The 18,615-nt window shown below is 66.0% G+C and carries 8 protein-coding genes and 3 rRNA genes; 8 read left to right on the forward strand and 3 right to left on the reverse strand.

What is annotated here, in order from left to right; translation table 11 throughout:
* Positions 1 to 31 precede the first annotated feature (31 nt).
* On the reverse strand, positions 32 to 2,017 hold the full coding sequence (locus tag OG266_RS23420) for a sigma-70 family RNA polymerase sigma factor (protein ID WP_371548226.1): 1,986 nt from the start codon (positions 2,015 to 2,017) through the stop codon (positions 32 to 34).
* A gap of 295 nt (positions 2,018 to 2,312) precedes the next feature.
* Entirely contained in the window at positions 2,313 to 3,092 is a 780-nt protein-coding gene (locus tag OG266_RS23425; protein WP_266459148.1) for a TetR/AcrR family transcriptional regulator, read from the reverse strand.
* A 376-nt stretch (positions 3,093 to 3,468) separates the two neighbouring features.
* Between OG266_RS23425 and OG266_RS23430 the strand changes: the two genes are divergently transcribed.
* The 3 genes from OG266_RS23430 to OG266_RS23440 all read left to right on the forward strand — a co-directional run bounded on the left by OG266_RS23430 (position 3,469) and on the right by OG266_RS23440 (position 7,690).
* Complete coding sequence (locus OG266_RS23430) at positions 3,469 to 4,845, forward strand: NAD(P)/FAD-dependent oxidoreductase (protein ID WP_371548228.1); 1,377 nt, start codon at positions 3,469 to 3,471, stop codon at positions 4,843 to 4,845.
* Between the two features lie 124 nt (positions 4,846 to 4,969).
* Entirely contained in the window at positions 4,970 to 6,628 is a 1,659-nt protein-coding gene (locus tag OG266_RS23435) for a SpoIIE family protein phosphatase (RefSeq protein WP_266459152.1), read from the forward strand.
* Positions 6,629 to 6,862: 234 nt separating this feature from the next.
* Positions 6,863 to 7,690 carry a class I SAM-dependent methyltransferase gene (locus tag OG266_RS23440; RefSeq protein WP_371548231.1) on the forward strand — a complete coding sequence of 276 codons (828 nt, stop codon included), beginning with the start codon at positions 6,863 to 6,865 and terminating at the stop codon, positions 7,688 to 7,690.
* Positions 7,691 to 7,756: 66 nt separating this feature from the next.
* On the opposite strand, the gene OG266_RS23445 is transcribed toward OG266_RS23440, so the two are convergent.
* A complete protein-coding gene (locus OG266_RS23445) occupies positions 7,757 to 9,028 on the reverse strand; it encodes an MFS transporter (protein ID WP_371552920.1) in 1,272 nt (423 codons plus the stop codon).
* Between the two features lie 147 nt (positions 9,029 to 9,175).
* On the opposite strand from OG266_RS23445, the gene OG266_RS23450 reads away from it, so the two are divergent.
* The 5 genes from OG266_RS23450 to OG266_RS23470 all read left to right on the forward strand — a co-directional run bounded on the left by OG266_RS23450 (position 9,176) and on the right by OG266_RS23470 (position 18,574).
* Positions 9,176 to 9,724 carry a MarR family winged helix-turn-helix transcriptional regulator gene (locus OG266_RS23450; protein WP_266459156.1) on the forward strand — a complete coding sequence of 183 codons (549 nt, stop codon included), beginning with the start codon at positions 9,176 to 9,178 and terminating at the stop codon, positions 9,722 to 9,724.
* A 663-nt stretch (positions 9,725 to 10,387) separates the two neighbouring features.
* Positions 10,388 to 11,915, forward strand: a 16S ribosomal RNA gene (locus tag OG266_RS23455).
* Positions 11,916 to 12,235: 320 nt separating this feature from the next.
* Positions 12,236 to 15,360: ribosomal RNA gene (locus tag OG266_RS23460) — 23S ribosomal RNA — on the forward strand.
* An 87-nt stretch (positions 15,361 to 15,447) separates the two neighbouring features.
* Positions 15,448 to 15,564, forward strand: a 5S ribosomal RNA gene (gene rrf, locus OG266_RS23465).
* The 16S, 23S and 5S rRNA genes sit together here, the layout of an rRNA operon.
* 205 nt (positions 15,565 to 15,769) lie before the next feature.
* Positions 15,770 to 18,574: a hypothetical protein gene (locus OG266_RS23470; RefSeq protein ID WP_371548232.1), complete on the forward strand. Its 2,805-nt coding sequence runs from the start codon at positions 15,770 to 15,772 to the stop codon at positions 18,572 to 18,574.
* The last annotated feature ends 41 nt before the right edge of the window (positions 18,575 to 18,615 follow it).

Below are 18,615 nucleotides of genomic sequence, written 5' to 3' on the forward strand. Positions count from 1 at the left end.
GCACGAACACAACCCCGTGGCGCGAGGGAGCTCACTCGCACAGGAACTTCGACTCCGCCCAGTCCGCCAGCGCCGTCGTGTCGAAGACGGAGTGGGGCTCGACGACGAGGCGGATGGTCTTGCGGCCGGTGAGGTTGACATGGACGGGGACCGCCGGGTCGCCGCCCTTGATCAGCGGCGACTGCCACATGCGTGAACCGTCTGTGTACACGGAGAAGCGCACCTGGCCCAGGCCAAGCGTCATGTCGTCGATGCCCACGACCGCGTCGTACGCCGAGCAGCTGCGGTTGAGGTCGATGGTGACGGAGGACCGGCCGTGGACGGTCACCCCGTGCGTGTACTGCTTGTCCGCGATCGACACCCCGTAGCGCTGCCACACCCAGCTGCTCTCGCCGAGCCGCATCTCGGGCTTGGTGCCGTCGCCGTTGACGCCGTAGTCCAGCTCGCTCCACTGGTAGACGGCCGGCGCGGGCGGAGGCGGCGTCGGCTTAGGGGTGGGGGTGGGGGTCGGAGTAGGGGTGGGCGTCGGCGTGGGCTTCGGCTTCGTCGGCGTGGGCGATGGCTTGGGTGTGGGCTTCGGGGTGGGCTTGGGCGTCGGAGTGGGGGTCGGTGTCGGAGCCGGCGCGGGTGCCATCGCCGGCGGCTTCGGCGCAGGGTCCTTCTTCGGCGGATTGGGCGACGGCAGCGGTACCTCGACGGCGGGCGAGGTGGCCGGCTTGGCCTCGGGCTTCTTGGGCGGGGCTTCGTTGCCTGCCAGGGCGAGCGCGATCGCCGTCGCGGCCACCGCGACGACACCCGCCGCGATACCGGCCTTGACCGGCGCGCCGAGCCCCTCCGAGGCCGCCGCGCCGCCACCCGCGCTCGCTCCGCCGGAGCCGCCGGCCGCCGCGGAGGCGGCACCCGCCGCTCCGGCCGCACCCGCGCCGGCGCCACCGGCGATGAGCGCGGCGACCTTCGCGTACCCGGCGGCACCGAACCAGCCGATGACCGCGATCGGCACGAGCGCCGGGATCCCGCTGGCGACTTCCTTGATCTGGCCCGCCGCGAGGCGGCACTTGGCGCACTCCTCCAAGTGCTTGCGCAGCCCGCGTTCGGCGCGCGTACGCAGCCCGCCGCGGGCGTAGGCGCCGAGCCGGTCGGCGTAGCGCGCGCACTCCCCGTCCATGGTGAGCGTGGCGCTCACATGCGCCTGGAGGTAGGCCTGCTTGAGGCCCTCGCGGGCGCGACTGGCCAGCACCCGCGTGCCGTTGGCGTCGAGCCCGAAGAGCGTGGCGACCTCGCTCGGCGACTCGTCCTCGACCTCCGTGTGCCACAGCACGGCCTGCCAGCGCTCCGGCAGCGACCGGAACGCCTGCATGGCCATGGACTGTTCGGCCTCGTGCATCGCGCGCACATCCGCGCCGAGGTCGAGCGTGTCGTCGTCGGACACCTCGGAGCCACGGGCGGCCTGCGCGGCGAACACCGCGAAGTCGTCGACCAGTTGCTCCCGCTTTGCCGTCTTCGTCCAGTTCGCGGCGACCCGGCGGACGGTGGTGAGCAGATACGCGCGTACGGCGTGCTCGGGGCCGCTGCCGCCGCGTACGGCCTGCAGCATGCGGGCGAACACCTCGGCCGTGAGGTCGTCCGCGGTGTGTGCGTCCCGGCAGCAGGTGCGGGCGTAACGGCGCACGGCCTCGGCATGGCGCCGGTACAGCCCCTCGTACGCCGTGTCGTCGCCCGCGCGCATCCGCTCGATCAGATCGGCGTCGGACGGCGGCAGATCGACCGGAGGCGGCAGGAAACCGCCGCCCTCCCGCCGGTCGAACCGGTCGCGCTGCGGCGGGACGCTGGGATCGGGTGCTGAGGGTGCGGCACCGGAGGGCAAAGCGCCGGGCAAGGCACCGGAGGGCGCGGCACCCGGGGTGCCGCCCTGCGGTCCGCCCTGGCTGGGTACCTGCTTGGACGGCAGCCCGCCGGTTTCCGTGTCGCCGTCCGCGTCACCGTCACCGAGTGACTCGTCCCGACCGTCAACGCTCATTGCGGAAAGCCCCCGCCTGCACACTCGGACCCGAATACCGGGCAAGACTGCCACAGGCTTCACGGGCGTGACGCCCCAGTACGGACCAACCACTCGTCCGTGGGGACTTCCCATACGACAGCACTAGCGGTCACTCTTTTGGGGAATAGTCAACGAACGGCTCCCGGTGGGGAGTTGGCGCCATGCCTGAAATGTCCGGAGTGTTGCCCGTGGCACCTGGTACGCGAGTGATGCGGCACCCGCGCCCAGGAAAGCCCGGTGTCCGGTGTTCTGTGTCCGGTGTTCGAGGATCCGCTCACGCCGGGCGCGAGCGCAGCCCCTCCAGCAGGATGTCGAGAAGCCGGGCCGAGGCCGCGGCCTGCTGGGCGGGGTCCGGCAGCGAGGGCGCCGCCGTCGCGATCACCAGCAGTACGTCCGCCACGGTCACGTCCGCCCGCAGCTCGCCCGCCGCACGCGCCCGCTCGACGAGCCGTCCCACCACGTCGAGCAGCTGCGCCGCACCGGCGTCGTCCGCCGCCGCGACCAGCACCTCGTCCGCGGGCGCCGACCGCTGCTCGACGAGCCGCAGCTCGGGAGCGAGTTGGGACCGCTGCTGCGGCACCCGGGCCTCGTCCGCCTCGGTACCGTCCTCCGCGACGCCGACCCGCAGTATCTGCGGCGGCAGCAGCCGTCCCGCGCCCGAGGCCACCGACGTGCGCAGGAAGCGCGAGAGCGCCGACCACGGTTCGTCCTCCTGCCCGAGCGCCGAGCGCGCCTGGTCCGTCAGCCGGGAGGTCTCCTCCTCGGCTATCCGGCGGACCAGGACGTCCTTGCTCGGGAAGCGCCGGTACACCGTGCCGACACCGACCCGGGCGCGCCGTGCCACGTCCTCCATCGGTGCGCCGTACCCCAGCTCGCCGAAGACCTCGCGAGCCGCGCGCAGTACGTGCTCAAGATTGCGCTGTGCGTCCACGCGCAGCGGCGTCGTACGCGATCCGTTGCCCGGACCGCGGCCGTCGCCGCCCGCTGCCGCGCCGACCATGCCACCGGACGCGGTGGCGGACGCGGATGACCAATGAGATTCCTGAATGTGCATATGTGTTCCCCCGGTAATGACGTCTCCCCCCGGAGACTCTCCCCGCCATCGGCAGCCGGAGCGTGCGGGAACAAGCATGTGTGCACGAGTCCGTCGTACGGACTCGACTAGCGCATCCCCCTACACCCCGTCGACACACGAACATAGTTGAGAGGGGGTCAATTCAGAAGGGGCAGGTTCCGCACGGAGCGCCGCCCGATCGGAGTATGGATCGTTTACGTCCCGTTTGCACCCCCATCCGACACCCTATGCACCCCCACTGACCTGCGTGTCTTTCCTGCGTTCCGGAAATTCGCTCACCCCCGCGTGTTGACGGCGGCCGGTCACACAAATTGTCGGGGCTGTGGACAAACTCCAGAGGTAGGTGCGTCATGGGATGGTGAAGGAACGTACGCGCATTCTCATGGTCGGCGGCGGCTACGTCGGGATGTACACCGCTCTGCGCCTCCAACGGAAGTTGAAGGCCGAACTTAAGCGGGGCGAAGTCGAGATCACGGTCCTCTCCCCGGACCCGTACATGACTTATCAACCGTTTCTTCCCGAGGCCGCCGCGGGCTCCATCTCGCCGCGCCACGTGGTCGTCCCGCTCCGCCGGGTGCTGGACCAGTGCAGGATCGTCATCGGCGAGGCCCGGTCGATCGACCACGCCAAGCGCACCGTCACTCTCACGACCCTCGCCACCGAGGAAGAGGGCGCGGGCGCGGAACAGGTCTCGTACGACGAACTCGTCCTCGCCCCCGGCTCGATCTCGCGCACCCTGCCGATCCCCGGTCTCGCCGAGTACGCCATCGGCTTCAAGACCGTCGAGGAGGCCATCGGCCTGCGCAACCACGTCATCGAGCAGATGGACATCGCCTCCTCCACCCGCGACCCCGCGATCCGCGACGCGGCCCTGACCTTCGTCTTCGTAGGAGGCGGTTACGCGGGCGTGGAGGCGCTGGGCGAACTCGAGGACATGGCCCGCTACACCGCGCGCTACTACCACAACATCCGGCCCGAGGACATGAAGTGGATCCTCGTCGAGGCCTCCAACCGCATCCTCCCCGAGGTCGGCGAGGAGATGGGCAAGTACACGGTCACCCAGCTGCGCCGCCGCAACATCGACGTACGCCTGGAGACCCGCCTCGACTCCTGCGCCGACCGGATCGCCGTCCTCAGTGACGGCGCCCGCTTCCCCACCCGTACGGTCGTGTGGACCGCCGGAGTGAAACCGCACCCGATCCTCGCCGCCAGCGATCTCCCCCTGAACGAGCGCGGCCGGCTCAAGTGCACCCCCCAGCTGACCGTCGACGGCGCCACGCACGCGTGGGCCGCGGGAGACGCCGCCGCCGTCCCCGACGTCACCATGGAACCCGGCACCGACACGGCGCCCAACGCCCAGCACGCGGTACGCCAGGCCAAGGTCCTCGGCGACAACATCGCGCACTCCCTGCGCGGCGAGCCGCTCGAAACGTACTCCCACAAGTACGTCGGTTCGGTCGCGTCCCTGGGGCTGCACAAAGGCGTCGCACACGTCTACGGGCGCAAGCTGAAGGGCTATCCTGCCTGGTTCATGCACCGCGTCTACCACCTGAGCAGGGTGCCTACCTTCAACCGCAAGGCCCGTGTGCTCGCCGAATGGACCCTGTCGGGACTCTTCAAGAGGGAGATCGTCTCTCTCGGTTCACTCGAACATCCCCGCGCGGAGTTCGAACTCGCGGCCGGTGGAAAGCCTCCTCTCGACCCGAAGCTCGGCCCGAAGGGGTCGTCCTGACCGGACCCTGGAACTCCACCGGTCAGGACGGCGTCTGACGGATGTCGGTCCGGTCGGCCAGACTGGTCCACGACCTTGGGCGGGCCCACCGCTCGCCCTTCTAACCCACGAGGCCTTCCCCACAGTGAACTTCACGCGTTGGAGCGCCCGGCTCCCCGGAACGCAGCGCCGCACCGCGGCGCGGACCGAGCACACGGTCTCCCCGGACCGGCGAGGGGAAGGCGCTCCCGTGCCGGCGGCCCGCGCCGAGCAGCTGACCGACGACGCCCCGCCCGTGCCCGCCGTCGACGAACTGCCGGTACGCGACGTCCTCGACCGCGTCCCAGCCCTCGTCGCCCTCGTCCACGGCCCCGAACACCGCGTCGCGTACGTCAACGACTCCTACACGGCGGCCTTCGGCGCCCGGCCGGCAGGCGAGCCCGCGCGCGAAGCCCTCCCCGAACTGGACGAACTCGGCCTGCTCCCGCTCCTCGACCAGGTCCTGCGCAGCGCCAAGTCCCGCACGGTCAAGTCCCGCAAGACCTCCAACGGCCGCTCGTACACCTTCACCTGCACCCCCGTCGACACCTCCCCGGAAGGCCAGGGCGGCGGCGTACTCATCTTCGCGACCGACGTCACCGACCACGCCGAGGCCGCCGAACGGCTCCGCGCCAGCGAGCGCAGCCAGCGCGAGACCGCCGTCACCCTCCAGCGCTCCCTGCTCCCCCAGGAGCTGGAGGAGCCCGACGACCTGCGCATCGCGGCCACCTACCAGCCGGGCGGCACGGAGGCCGCGGTCGGCGGCGACTGGTACGACGTGATCACCCTCGGCGGCGGACGCACCGCACTTGTCATCGGCGACGTCATGGGCCGCGGTGTCCGCGCGGCGGCGGTCATGGGCCAGCTGCGCACCGCCGTACGCGCGTACGCCCGCCTCGACCTGCCCCCGCACGAGGTCCTGCAACTCCTCGACGGCCTCGCCACCGAGATCGACGCCAACCAGATCGCCACCTGCGTGTACGCCGTCCACGACCCCAACGAGGGACGGCTGATCTACGCCTCCGCGGGCCACCTCCCGATCCTCGTCCGCGACGAGAGCGGCACCGTCCTGCGCGCCGACGAACCCACCGGGCCGCCGCTCGGCACCGGCGGCTGGCTGCACGCCTCCGGCTCGATCCCGCTCGGCCCCGGCTCGACGGCCGTCCTCTACACCGACGGCCTCGTCGAGCGCCGCGACGAGGACCTCGACGAGGGAATCGCCTCCCTGGAGCGTGCCCTCGCCGGCGCCACCGGCACCCCCCAGGTCGTCTGCGACCGCCTGGTCCGCTCGGCGGGCGTCACCGCCGACCACGACGACGACGTGGCCGTCCTGGTCCTTCAGCACCCCGCTCGTACGGGCCCGGACGCCGACCTCTTCCGCAACGCCGCCCTGGAGCTGCTCGGCGGGGTGGAAGCGGCTCCACGCGCGCGTGCCTTCGCCTCCGGCGTCCTGACGAGCTGGCGCTTTCCCTCCGACCTGCACGACCTCGGCGTCCTCGCCGCCAGCGAGCTCGTCGCCAACTCCCTCCAGCACGGCACCCCGCCCATGCGTCTGCGCCTCCGCCGCACCGACCGCCGCCTGATCATCGAGGTCACCGACGGCGACGACCACCTCCCGCGCCGCCGCCACGCCGAGCCCGCCGACGAGGCCGGCCGCGGCATCGCCATCGTCGCCACGATCGCCTCCGGCTGGGGGTCGCGGCGTACCCCGGGCGGGGGGAAGGCGGTGTGGTGCGAGTTCGCGTTGCCGCGGGGCGAGGGGTGAGCGAGGGGTGTTTTTTCGCCCCCTCCGCCCCTTCCCGTCCCGCACTTCCGGGCTACGCCCGGTGTCAGCCCGTCCGGCGTTTGAGGACGAGCGCGTCAGCGCGATACGGGGGTCTGGGGGCGGAGCCCCCAGGAACGGGACGGGTAGGGGCGGAGGGGGCGAAAAACCCACCCCCGGCACCCACCCCTGCGCGCCACCTAGCCCCCCACCCCATCCGCTGCTAGTAGCTCACCCATGGCAGACGAAACGGGTTTTCAGCTCAGCGGCAGCGCGCCTGAGCGTTACGAGCAGTACGCCGCGCCGATCATGGCGCCCTTCGTGGCGGCGATCCTGGACGCCGCGAACCTCTCGCCCGGCGCCACGGTCCTCGACGTCGCCTGCGGCACCGGCTTCGTGGCCCGCGCGGCAGCGGCCCGGGTGGGCCCCACCGGCCGCGTCTCGGGCGCGGACATCAACGAGGGCATGCTCAGGGTCGCCAAGACACACGCACCCCGTATGTACCCGGACATCGAGTTCACGGCGGCCTCCGCGGACGACCTCCCCTACCAGGACGCCACCTTCGACGCGGTCGTCTGCCAGCAGGGAGTCCAGTTCTTCCCCGACCTGCCCGCGGCCCTCGCGGAGGCGGCCCGGGTCACACGCCCCAAGGGCCGCTTCGTGGCCACCGCCTGGGCGGACAGAAAGCTCATCCCGTACTTCGTGGCCCAGTACGAAGCGGTCAAGAAGTACGTGGCTCCGGAGAGGGTTCCAGAGGTCGCCGCGAGCTACGAAGCCGCCTTCTCCGGCACCTCCGAGCGCCTCACCACCACCCTCCAAGAGGCCGGCTTCCACGACGTCACCGTCCACGAGGTCACCTTCGGCATCGCCCTCCCGCCCCTTGCCGACTACGCCGCGGCCCAGCTCTCGTCCGTGCCCTGGGGCCAGGCCATCGTCGACCACGGCGGCCACGAAGCCCTCGTACAGGCAGGCCGCGCGGTCCACACCCACCTCAAGGACCGCACCGCCCCGGACGGCACCGCGACCCTCCCTTTCGCGGCCAACCTGGTGACCGGGATCCGCTGACGACAAGACGACAAGCGAAAACGGCCGCCACCACTTCGAGAAGTGGTGGCGGCCGTCGTACGTCCGTCAGGCCCCGGCCCGCACCGGCTCCGCCGTGGCCCCGCCCTGCGCGACCACCCGGCTCCGCGCGAGAGACGGCTGATTCTGTACGGGTGTGAGCTGCCGGCCCAGCCGTATCGCGAGGTAGGTGATGCCCAGCGAGAAGAGCAGGAACGTCACGATGTACGGCCCGTGCAGCGAGGCTCCCATCGGCCCGCCCACCGCCGGACCGACCGCCAGCGCGAGCTGCTTCACCAGGGCGAAGGCCGAGTTGTACTGCCCCGCCATGCCCGAAGGCGCAAGGTCGGCGACCAGCGGCGCGATGGTCGGCGACAGCATGGACTCGCCAAGACCGAAGAGGGCGTACGTCGAGATGAACGCGGCGGTGGCCATGGTCTGGCTGCCGTGCCCGAGGCCCGCGTAACCGGCCGTGAGCCATGCGACCGCCCAGATGAGCCCCACCGCGGCGATCACCCGCGACCGCTTCCGGCGCTCGACGAACTTGAGCACCGCGAACTGCGCGACCACGATCATCGCGGTGTTCGCCGCCATCGCCGTACCGAGCGCCGAGGTGGAGATCCCGGCCGCCTCGACGCCGTACGCCGAGAGCCCCGACTCGAACTGTCCGTAGCAGGCGAAGAACAGCACGAAGCCCAGCACGGACAGCTGCACCATGGCCCGGTTGCCGAGCAGCTGCTTCCAGCTGCCGCCCTTGGCCTGCGGCGCACCCTCGACCTTCGGCGCGTGCGGCAGCCGTACCGTCGACATGATCACGACCAGCAGCAGGAACATCGCCGCCTCGATCGAGAACAGCAGCGTGAACGAGCTCGCGCGTGACGTGTCGACGATGTGGCCGCCGATCAGACCACCGACGCCGAGTCCCAGGTTCTGCAGGAAGAACTGCGTCGCGAAGGCACGAGACCGGGTGTCCGCCGACGAGCAGTCCACGATCATCGTCGCGAGCGCCGGCTGCATCACGGCCTGGCCTGCACCGAGCGCGGCCGCCGAAAGGAGCACGGTCGTGGCACTGTTCGCGAGCCCGAGGCTCAGCGCTCCCAGGGAGGCGGTGAGCAGGGCGGTGAGCAGCACCGGCAGCGGACCGCGCCGGACGATGGCCCGCCCGGCGAACGGCAGCACGACGAGCGCGGCCACGGCGAAGACGGCGAGCACGATGCCCGCCGTCATGGAGCCGAGTCCCCGCACCTGCGCCACATAGACGTAGAGGAAGGGGACGGTAAAGCCGAGCCCGAACGCACTGAGTGCGTTGCCCACATGGATCCGGCGCATCGCTGCGCCCATCGCCCTGGTCACTTTCACCTGCCTTGGTCGTGAGGTCGTCAGGATGCGTAAGGATGCAGACCTGAAGACTTCGAAGCTAAAGTTAGGATCTAAACAGTACACATCGAAGGACTTCAACGCCAAGTGAGGCCGTGCCATACTGCCGCCATGGGCGACACCCCCGGCGTCAGCGAGCCGACACTCGACGAACAGATCGCCGCTTACCAGCGCGAGTTCCAGGACCTCGACCCCCAGGTCGAGAAGATCGTCTCGGCCCTCTCCCGCCTCAACCGCCGGATGAACGTCGCCTACGGACGCCAGACCGCCGCGCTCGGCATCAGCAACGCCGAGTGGGAGGTCCTCAAGGCCCTGGTCGTTTCCGGCGCCCCCTATCGCATGGGCCCGAGCGACCTTGCCAAGCAGCTGGGTCTGACACCGGCCGCGATGACCCACCGCATCGACCGCATGGTCGGGGAGGGGCTGGTCACCCGGGAGCGCGACGAGTCGAATCGCGTACGCGTCATCGTGGAGCTCACCGACGAGGGTCGCGAGAAGTGGCTGGAGGTCATGCGCCTTGCCTCAGGCTTCGAGGAAGACCTGCTCCAGGACCTTTCCGCCGACGAGCGCGGTGTCCTGGGTGAGGTCCTGACCCGCCTCCTGCGCCGCGTGGAGCACGCCCAGCCGGATGCCGGCGGCAGGCTCACCGACCTCGATTAAAGATCTTGACAGGGGAGGTTGACACCCCCTTCCCCGACACGTAAGGTTCTTCGAGTTGCCACGGGGCCGTAACGGTTCTGCGGCAGCACCTCCGCCGCAAAAGCGGCAACCAAACCACCAGCACGATCTCCCAACGGGGTCGAATTCGGCGTGCCCGAATTCAATTCGATTTGGGCCCGGCAGCCCGATTAGGAACTGCCGAGAGGATCCGCTAAAGTTTGGGACGTCGGAACGGCCCAACAGCCGCGAAGACAAGCCCCACTGACTGGGAATCAGGCCCGAAAGGATCTGATAGAGTCGGAACCGCCGGAAAGGGAAACGCGAAAGCGGAAACCTGGAAAGCACCGAGGAAATCGGATCGGGAAACGGTCTGATAGAGTCGGAAACGCAAGACCGAAGGGAAACTGCCCGGAGGAAAGCCTGAGAGAGTCTCTCGGGTGAGTACAAAGGAAGCGTCCGTTCCTTGAGAACTCAACAGCGTGCCAAAAATCAACGCCAAGTTTGTTGATACCCCGTCTCCAGCCATTCGGCTGGGACGAGGTTCCTTTGAAAAAGTCCTGTCCCTCTTGGGGGCAGGCGCATCAGCGAGGACGCTGTGAACGACCGGTCCTATTCCGACCGGTTGTTCCGCTCTCGTGGTGTCGTCCCGATTACGGGAAAACATTCACGGAGAGTTTGATCCTGGCTCAGGACGAACGCTGGCGGCGTGCTTAACACATGCAAGTCGAACGATGAAGCCTTTCGGGGTGGATTAGTGGCGAACGGGTGAGTAACACGTGGGCAATCTGCCCTTCACTCTGGGACAAGCCCTGGAAACGGGGTCTAATACCGGATAACACTCCTGCCTGCATGGGTGGGGGTTAAAAGCTCCGGCGGTGAAGGATGAGCCCGCGGCCTATCAGCTTGTTGGTGAGGTAGTGGCTCACCAAGGCGACGACGGGTAGCCGGCCTGAGAGGGCGACCGGCCACACTGGGACTGAGACACGGCCCAGACTCCTACGGGAGGCAGCAGTGGGGAATATTGCACAATGGGCGAAAGCCTGATGCAGCGACGCCGCGTGAGGGATGACGGCCTTCGGGTTGTAAACCTCTTTCAGCAGGGAAGAAGCGAAAGTGACGGTACCTGCAGAAGAAGCGCCGGCTAACTACGTGCCAGCAGCCGCGGTAATACGTAGGGCGCAAGCGTTGTCCGGAATTATTGGGCGTAAAGAGCTCGTAGGCGGCTTGTCGCGTCGGTTGTGAAAGCCCGGGGCTTAACCCCGGGTCTGCAGTCGATACGGGCAGGCTAGAGTGTGGTAGGGGAGATCGGAATTCCTGGTGTAGCGGTGAAATGCGCAGATATCAGGAGGAACACCGGTGGCGAAGGCGGATCTCTGGGCCATTACTGACGCTGAGGAGCGAAAGCGTGGGGAGCGAACAGGATTAGATACCCTGGTAGTCCACGCCGTAAACGGTGGGAACTAGGTGTTGGCGACATTCCACGTCGTCGGTGCCGCAGCTAACGCATTAAGTTCCCCGCCTGGGGAGTACGGCCGCAAGGCTAAAACTCAAAGGAATTGACGGGGGCCCGCACAAGCAGCGGAGCATGTGGCTTAATTCGACGCAACGCGAAGAACCTTACCAAGGCTTGACATACGCCGGAAAGCATCAGAGATGGTGCCCCCCTTGTGGTCGGTGTACAGGTGGTGCATGGCTGTCGTCAGCTCGTGTCGTGAGATGTTGGGTTAAGTCCCGCAACGAGCGCAACCCTTGTTCTGTGTTGCCAGCATGCCCTTCGGGGTGATGGGGACTCACAGGAGACTGCCGGGGTCAACTCGGAGGAAGGTGGGGACGACGTCAAGTCATCATGCCCCTTATGTCTTGGGCTGCACACGTGCTACAATGGCAGGTACAATGAGCTGCGATGCCGCGAGGCGGAGCGAATCTCAAAAAGCCTGTCTCAGTTCGGATTGGGGTCTGCAACTCGACCCCATGAAGTCGGAGTTGCTAGTAATCGCAGATCAGCATTGCTGCGGTGAATACGTTCCCGGGCCTTGTACACACCGCCCGTCACGTCACGAAAGTCGGTAACACCCGAAGCCGGTGGCCCAACCCCCTTGTGGGGAGGGAGCTGTCGAAGGTGGGACTGGCGATTGGGACGAAGTCGTAACAAGGTAGCCGTACCGGAAGGTGCGGCTGGATCACCTCCTTTCTAAGGAGCATCTAGGCCGCCAGGCATTGTCTGGTGGTCCAGGGCCAGTACATCGGCGTACGTCCGGTGCTGGTTGCTCATGGGTGGAACGTTGATTATTCGGCACTCTCAGTCATCTCGGGCTGCAAGTACTGTTCTCGCAAGGGAGCGTGGAAAGCTGATCATGAGTGGCGAGGGTGTTGGGCACGCTGTTGGGTGTCTGAGGGTACGGACTTTGAGTCTGGATCTTCAGTGCCGGCCCCAGTGAACTCGCCCTTCAGGGTGGGGTGGTGGGTGGTTGGTCGTTGTTTGAGAACTGCACAGTGGACGCGAGCATCTGTGGCCAAGTTTTTAAGGGCGCACGGTGGATGCCTTGGCACCAGGAACCGATGAAGGACGTGGGAGGCCACGATAGTCCCCGGGGAGCCGTCAACCAGGCTTTGATCCGGGGGTTTCCGAATGGGGAAACCCGGCAGTCGTCATGGGCTGTCACCCATACCTGAACACATAGGGTATGTGGAGGGAACGCGGGGAAGTGAAACATCTCAGTACCCGCAGGAAGAGAAAACAACCGTGATTCCGGGAGTAGTGGCGAGCGAAACTGGATGAGGCTAAACCATATGCGTGTGAGACCCGGCAGGGGTTGCGTATATGGGGTTGTGGGATTTCTCTTTCACGGTCTGCCGATCGTGAGACGAGTCAGAAACCGTTGATGTAGGCGAAGGACATGCGAAAGGTCCGGCGTAGAGGGTAAGACCCCCGTAGTCGAAACGTCAACGGCTCGTTTGAGAAACACCCAAGTAGCACGGGGCCCGAGAAATCCCGTGTGAATCTGGCGGGACCACCCGCTAAGCCTAAATATTCCCTGGTGACCGATAGCGGATAGTACCGTGAGGGAATGGTGAAAAGTACCGCGGGAGCGGAGTGAAATAGTACCTGAAACCGTGTGCCTACAAGCCGTGGGAGCGTCGCGCATCAAGTTTACTTGGTGCGTCGTGACTGCGTGCCTTTTGAAGAATGAGCCTGCGAGTTTGCGGTGTGTTGCGAGGTTAACCCGTGTGGGGAAGCCGTAGCGAAAGCGAGTCCGAATAGGGCGATTTAGTAGCGCGCTCAAGACCCGAAGCGGAGTGATCTAGCCATGGGCAGGTTGAAGCGGCTGTAAGAGGTCGTGGAGGACCGAACCCACCAGGGTTGAAAACCTGGGGGATGACCTGTGGTTAGGGGTGAAAGGCCAATCAAACTCCGTGATAGCTGGTTCTCCCCGAAATGCATTTAGGTGCAGCGTCGTGTGTTTCTTGCCGGAGGTAGAGCACTGGATAGGCGATGGGCCCTACCGGGTTACTGACCTTAGCCAAACTCCGAATGCCGGTAAGTGAGAGCACGGCAGTGAGACTGTGGGGGATAAGCTCCATGGTCGAGAGGGAAACAGCCCAGAGCATCGACTAAGGCCCCTAAGCGTACGCTAAGTGGGAAAGGATGTGGAGTCGCACAGACAACCAGGAGGTTGGCTTAGAAGCAGCCACCCTTGAAAGAGTGCGTAATAGCTCACTGGTCTAGTGATTCCGCGCCGACAATGTAGCGGGGCTCAAGCGTACCGCCGAAGTCGTGTCATTCCAGCACATACCCCCAACGGGGGCTGGGATGGGTAGGGGAGCGTCGTGTGCCGGGTGAAGCCGCAGCGGAAGCTAGTGGTGGACGGTTCACGAGTGAGAATGCAGGCATGAGTAGCGATACACACGTGAGAAACGTGTGCGCCGATTGACTAAGGGTTCCTGGGTCAAGCTGATCTGCCCAGGGTAAGTCGGGACCTAAGGCGAGGCCGACAGGCGTAGTCGATGGATAACCGGTTGATATTCCGGTACCCGCTGTGAAGCGTCAAACATTGAACCAGGCGATGCTAAGTCCGTGAAGCCGCCCCGGAGCCTTCGGGCAAAGGGGAGTGGTGGAGCCGACGGACCAGACCTGCAGTAGGTGAGTGATGGGGTGACGCAGGAAGGTAGTCCATCCCGGGCGGTGGTTGTCCCGGGGTAAGGGTGTAGGGCGTTGTCCAGGTAAATCCGGACAGCACATAGCCTGAGACCTGATGCCGAGCCGATTGTGGTGAAGTGGATGATCCTATGCTGTCGAGAAAAGCCTCTAGCGAGTTTCATGGCGGCCCGTACCCTAAACCGACTCAGGTGGTCAGGTAGAGAATACCGAGGCGTTCGGGTGAACTATGGTTAAGGAACTCGGCAAAATGCCCCCGTAACTTCGGGAGAAGGGGGGCCATCACCGGTGATAGCACTTGCTGCTTGAGCTGGGGGTGGCCGCAGAGACCAGCGAGAAGCGACTGTTTACTAAAAACACAGGTCCGTGCGAAGCCGTAAGGCGATGTATACGGACTGACGCCTGCCCGGTGCTGGAACGTTAAGGGGACCGGTTAGTCACTCTTCGGGGTGGCAGAAGCTGAGAACTTAAGCGCCAGTAAACGGCGGTGGTAACTATAACCATCCTAAGGTAGCGAAATTCCTTGTCGGGTAAGTTCCGACCTGCACGAATGGCGTAACGACTTCTCGACTGTCTCAACCATAGGCCCGGTGAAATTGCACTACGAGTAAAGATGCTCGTTTCGCGCAGCAGGACGGAAAGACCCCGGGACCTTTACTATAGTTTGATATTGGTGTTCGGTTCGGCTTGTGTAGGATAGCTGGGAGACTGTGAAGCTTGAGCGCCAGCTCAGGTGGAGTCGTCGTTGAAATACCAGTCTGGTCGTGCTGGATGTCTAACCTGGGTCCGTGATCCGGATCAGGGACAGTGTCTGATGGGTAGTTTAACTGGGGCGGTTGCCTCCTAAAGAGTAACGGAGGCGCCCAAAGGTTCCCTCAGCCTGGTTGGTAATCAGGTGTTGAGTGTAAGTGCACAAGGGAGCTTGACTGTGAGACCGACGGGTCGAGCAGGGACGAAAGTCGGGACTAGTGATCCGGCGGTGGCTTGTGGAAGCGCCGTCGCTCAACGGATAAAAGGTACCCCGGGGATAACAGGCTGATCTTCCCCAAGAGTCCATATCGACGGGATGGTTTGGCACCTCGATGTCGGCTCGTCGCATCCTGGGGCTGGAGTCGGTCCCAAGGGTTGGGCTGTTCGCCCATTAAAGCGGTACGCGAGCTGGGTTTAGAACGTCGTGAGACAGTTCGGTCCCTATCCGCTGCGCGCGCAGGAATATTGAGAAGGGCTGTCCCTAGTACGAGAGGACCGGGACGGACGAACCTCTGGTGTGCCAGTTGTCCTGCCAAGGGCATGGCTGGTTGGCTACGTTCGGGAGGGATAACCGCTGAAAGCATCTAAGCGGGAAGCCTGCTTCGAGATGAGTATTCCCACCCCCTTGAGGGGTTAAGGCTCCCAGTAGACGACTGGGTTGATAGGCCAGATGTGGAAGCCCAGTAATGGGCGAAGCTGACTGGTACTAATAGGCCGAGGGCTTGTCCTCAGTTGCTCGCGTCCACTGTGTTGGTTCTGAAACCACGAACAACCGTCGTAGCCATGCCACGGCTCCGGTTGACAAGTTTCACCGTGTTTCGGTGGTCATAGCGTGAGGGAAACGCCCGGTTACATTCCGAACCCGGAAGCTAAGCCTCACAGCGCCGATGGTACTGCAGGGGGGACCCTGTGGGAGAGTAGGACGCCGCCGAACTAAATTTAGAAAATAGACCCCCGTACCGAGAAATCGGTACGGGGGTCTATTTGTTTTGGCCCGATTCCTTATGACGCGATCTTGTCAGGGGCATGGCGGATGAGCCTCAGGTGCCTCTACTCTCTCTGCCCAGCACCACCGCACCCACAGTCGTCTGCCGACACCGGGTTGTGCAGGGGCTGTTGATCCTGGGGGAGGATCCCTGATGTGGCGTCGAAGATCGCTCGTCATCGCGGCGGCGGCCGCGTTGTCGGTGTCTCTGTTCCAGCCTTCCGTTTCGGCCGACGATGCTGTTGGCGGGGCCGGGGCCGTGGAGAAGCAGAGCGTCGTGGCGGCGGCCTCGGAACCGGCGGAGTCCGCGCCGTACGAGATTCCTGAGTACAACCCCGTACCGCTGAGCAAAGGTGAAGAGCCGCCGGCGACGCCGGAGCCCGAGGACTACGCGGACCTCAGGGCCACCGGACTGCGGCTGATGCTCGAGGACCTGCGGAATGGTGATCTGAAGGAAGAGGCGTTCATCAACCACGCCTACGCGAAGCTCGGTTACCAGAGCAAGGGGGTGCCGGCCCGTTACCGGGACGACGCCTTGACCGAGGGGGAGCAGATCATTCTGGGGATGGCGATCGGGCGGGAGATCGAGAAGCTGCCCCATCCGGTGCGCAAGAGCATCCAGAACCGGCTGGCACACGCAAAGGACCTGCAACGGTTCCTGAAGGAGGACCCGAAGGACGACCTGACGGACGAGTCGACGGACGAGTCGGCGGTCGACCAGTCCGCATCCGCCCAGGAGTCGTCGGGGGACGTGTCGGTTCTCGCGGCGCCCGTCGAGTGCGGGGGTTTCCTGCCTGCGGGGGTCGGAGGGGCGGTCGTCTTCGACTGTGCCCACCAGATGGACGACTTCGTCATCTTCTACAACATCGAGGGTTCGCGGAGCGTGGACCCGGACGACGATGCGGTGGGCGCGGACCTCAGCAGGGGAGACATCCCGGAGAACGGGGTGCCCAACTACATCGACAGGCTGGACCGTTCGTTCAGGGTGGCGCTGACCAAGTTCCACGGCCTCGGCTACGAGGAACAGGATCCCGATCAGAAGATCGCTGTGCTCATCGGTTCGCGGCTGGTCGACCGGGGTGTGGGGTTCGTACCGCCGCCGCAGGCCGCCGGCGCGAACGTCATCCACATCGGCAGTGACTTCAACGAGAGTGGGCTGAGCTCCAACGAGTTCTACCTGCCGCGGCACGAGCTCTTCCATGTCATGCAGTACAAGCACATCGACATGGGCACCGTGTTCAACGTACGCGGTGTGAACGCCTGGATGGAGGCCACCGCGGAGTGGGCGGCCCATCAGGCGCTGCAGGACGACCTCGCCCATGTGCCGGCCACTTCGGCGACTTCGTACGCCTCGGCTCTCAAGCTGTTCTTCGAGCGGCCCGAGCAGGAGCTGACGCATCAGGACAGCTTCGGGAAGAACCTCGACGAGGGGGAGGGGCGTCAGTACGGGGCGTTCATCTTCGCCGAGTTCCTGGAGGAACGGCTTGGCGCGCAGGCCATCAGGCGTACGTGGGAGCGGATCGGGGACTCCTGGTTCCCGGACGCGGCGAGCCAGATCGAGGACATGATCGAGGACGACTTCGGCGGGGACCCGTATGAGGAGTTCCGGGTCTTCGGGGTCGCCAACTACCAGTTGTGCGGCGGGAGTACGGCAGCCGACTACGGCACGTACTGGCGTTATCAGGATGCTGATGTGTCCGAGTGGTGCACCAGGCTGAGTGGCAGTGGCTCGGACGCCACGTTCCCCGTGGCGCGGCCCAAGCACGAGACGATCGCTCTGCCCGCCGACGGAAAGGCCTCGGGCGCGGCGACCGTCGAGGACGGCGGTGTGCACTACGTGGACCTGGTGGGCCAGAAGGACCCCTCGAAGCTGTGGAACATGGCGGTCAGGACCATGCAGGACGACGACCGGCGGCTCACCTTCACGGTCGTCAACTGGGAGCGGATTCCCAAGCGTTGCTACGCCGACGACAAGAGCGCGCGGGCTCAGGACGCGACGATCGACACCAGGATCGGCGGCGACACCTGCTACGTGGTGACGCTGATGATCAGTCATGGCGACCTGGACGAGGAGTCGGAGGAAGGCCGGTGGGAGACGGCGTACACCTCTCTCTTCGGCGGGGCCGTCGGCGGTACGGACGTCGAGATCGGCGTCCAGCCGGGCGGCAACCTGATCACGCCGGGCGGCTCGCCCAGCGCCGGCACCAGGACCACCGAGGTCGGGCTGCGCTACAAGCCGACGAACCTCGAGGCCGTATCGGCCGTGGCCTGCCACTGCGAGGGCTGGGGCATCCAGGTCACACCGCCGGGCGGGGTGGGACAGTGGAGTGGCTGGTCGCACGGTGTGCACGGGCTGTCCGCCAACGCCGAGATCGTGTCGTTCACCACGACGCCGACGACCGCCACGTCCGTCGTGAGGCTCGTCGGTACGGACTATCCGGTCTATGTGCAGCACGATTTCCGGCCGTCCTCGCGGCCGGAGCTGTACGACGTCGAGGTCACCATCACCTCGCTGGCTCCGGAGGCGGACGTACCGCACATCACGTACCGGCGGGTCGTCGACTGGGACGTGGAGCCGACGCCCACCGAGGAGTACGTGACGGTGAAGGCCGACCACGAAAACGTGGAGTTCGCCAGCGACTACGGGCTCGCCGGTCCCGATCCGGCGTCCGGCCGGCCGGTGCTGCACAACTCGGGGTCCTTCACCGACGCGGGTCCGTACGACCAGGGCACGGTCTTCGATCTCAATGTGCCGCTCGCGGACATTCCCGGGCCTGAGACGTGGGTCGAGGGGAGCTTCCACCTCTACTACGGTGCGGCACCGAGCCAGGACAAGGCACTTGAGGCTCTCGCCGCGGTGGGTGCGCCGGTCTATTCGCTGGCCAAGCCGAATACGCCGGGCAATCCGGGCAGTGGTTCGCCGAGCACCTTCGTGCTCGGCTACAAGCCGGTGAGCTGACCGGGGCCCGGCCCTCAGCTCTCCTCGGAGCTGAGGGCCGG

The sequence above is a fragment of the Streptomyces sp. NBC_00554 genome (assembly GCF_041431135.1).
Classification (GTDB): Bacteria; Actinomycetota; Actinomycetes; order Streptomycetales; family Streptomycetaceae; genus Streptomyces.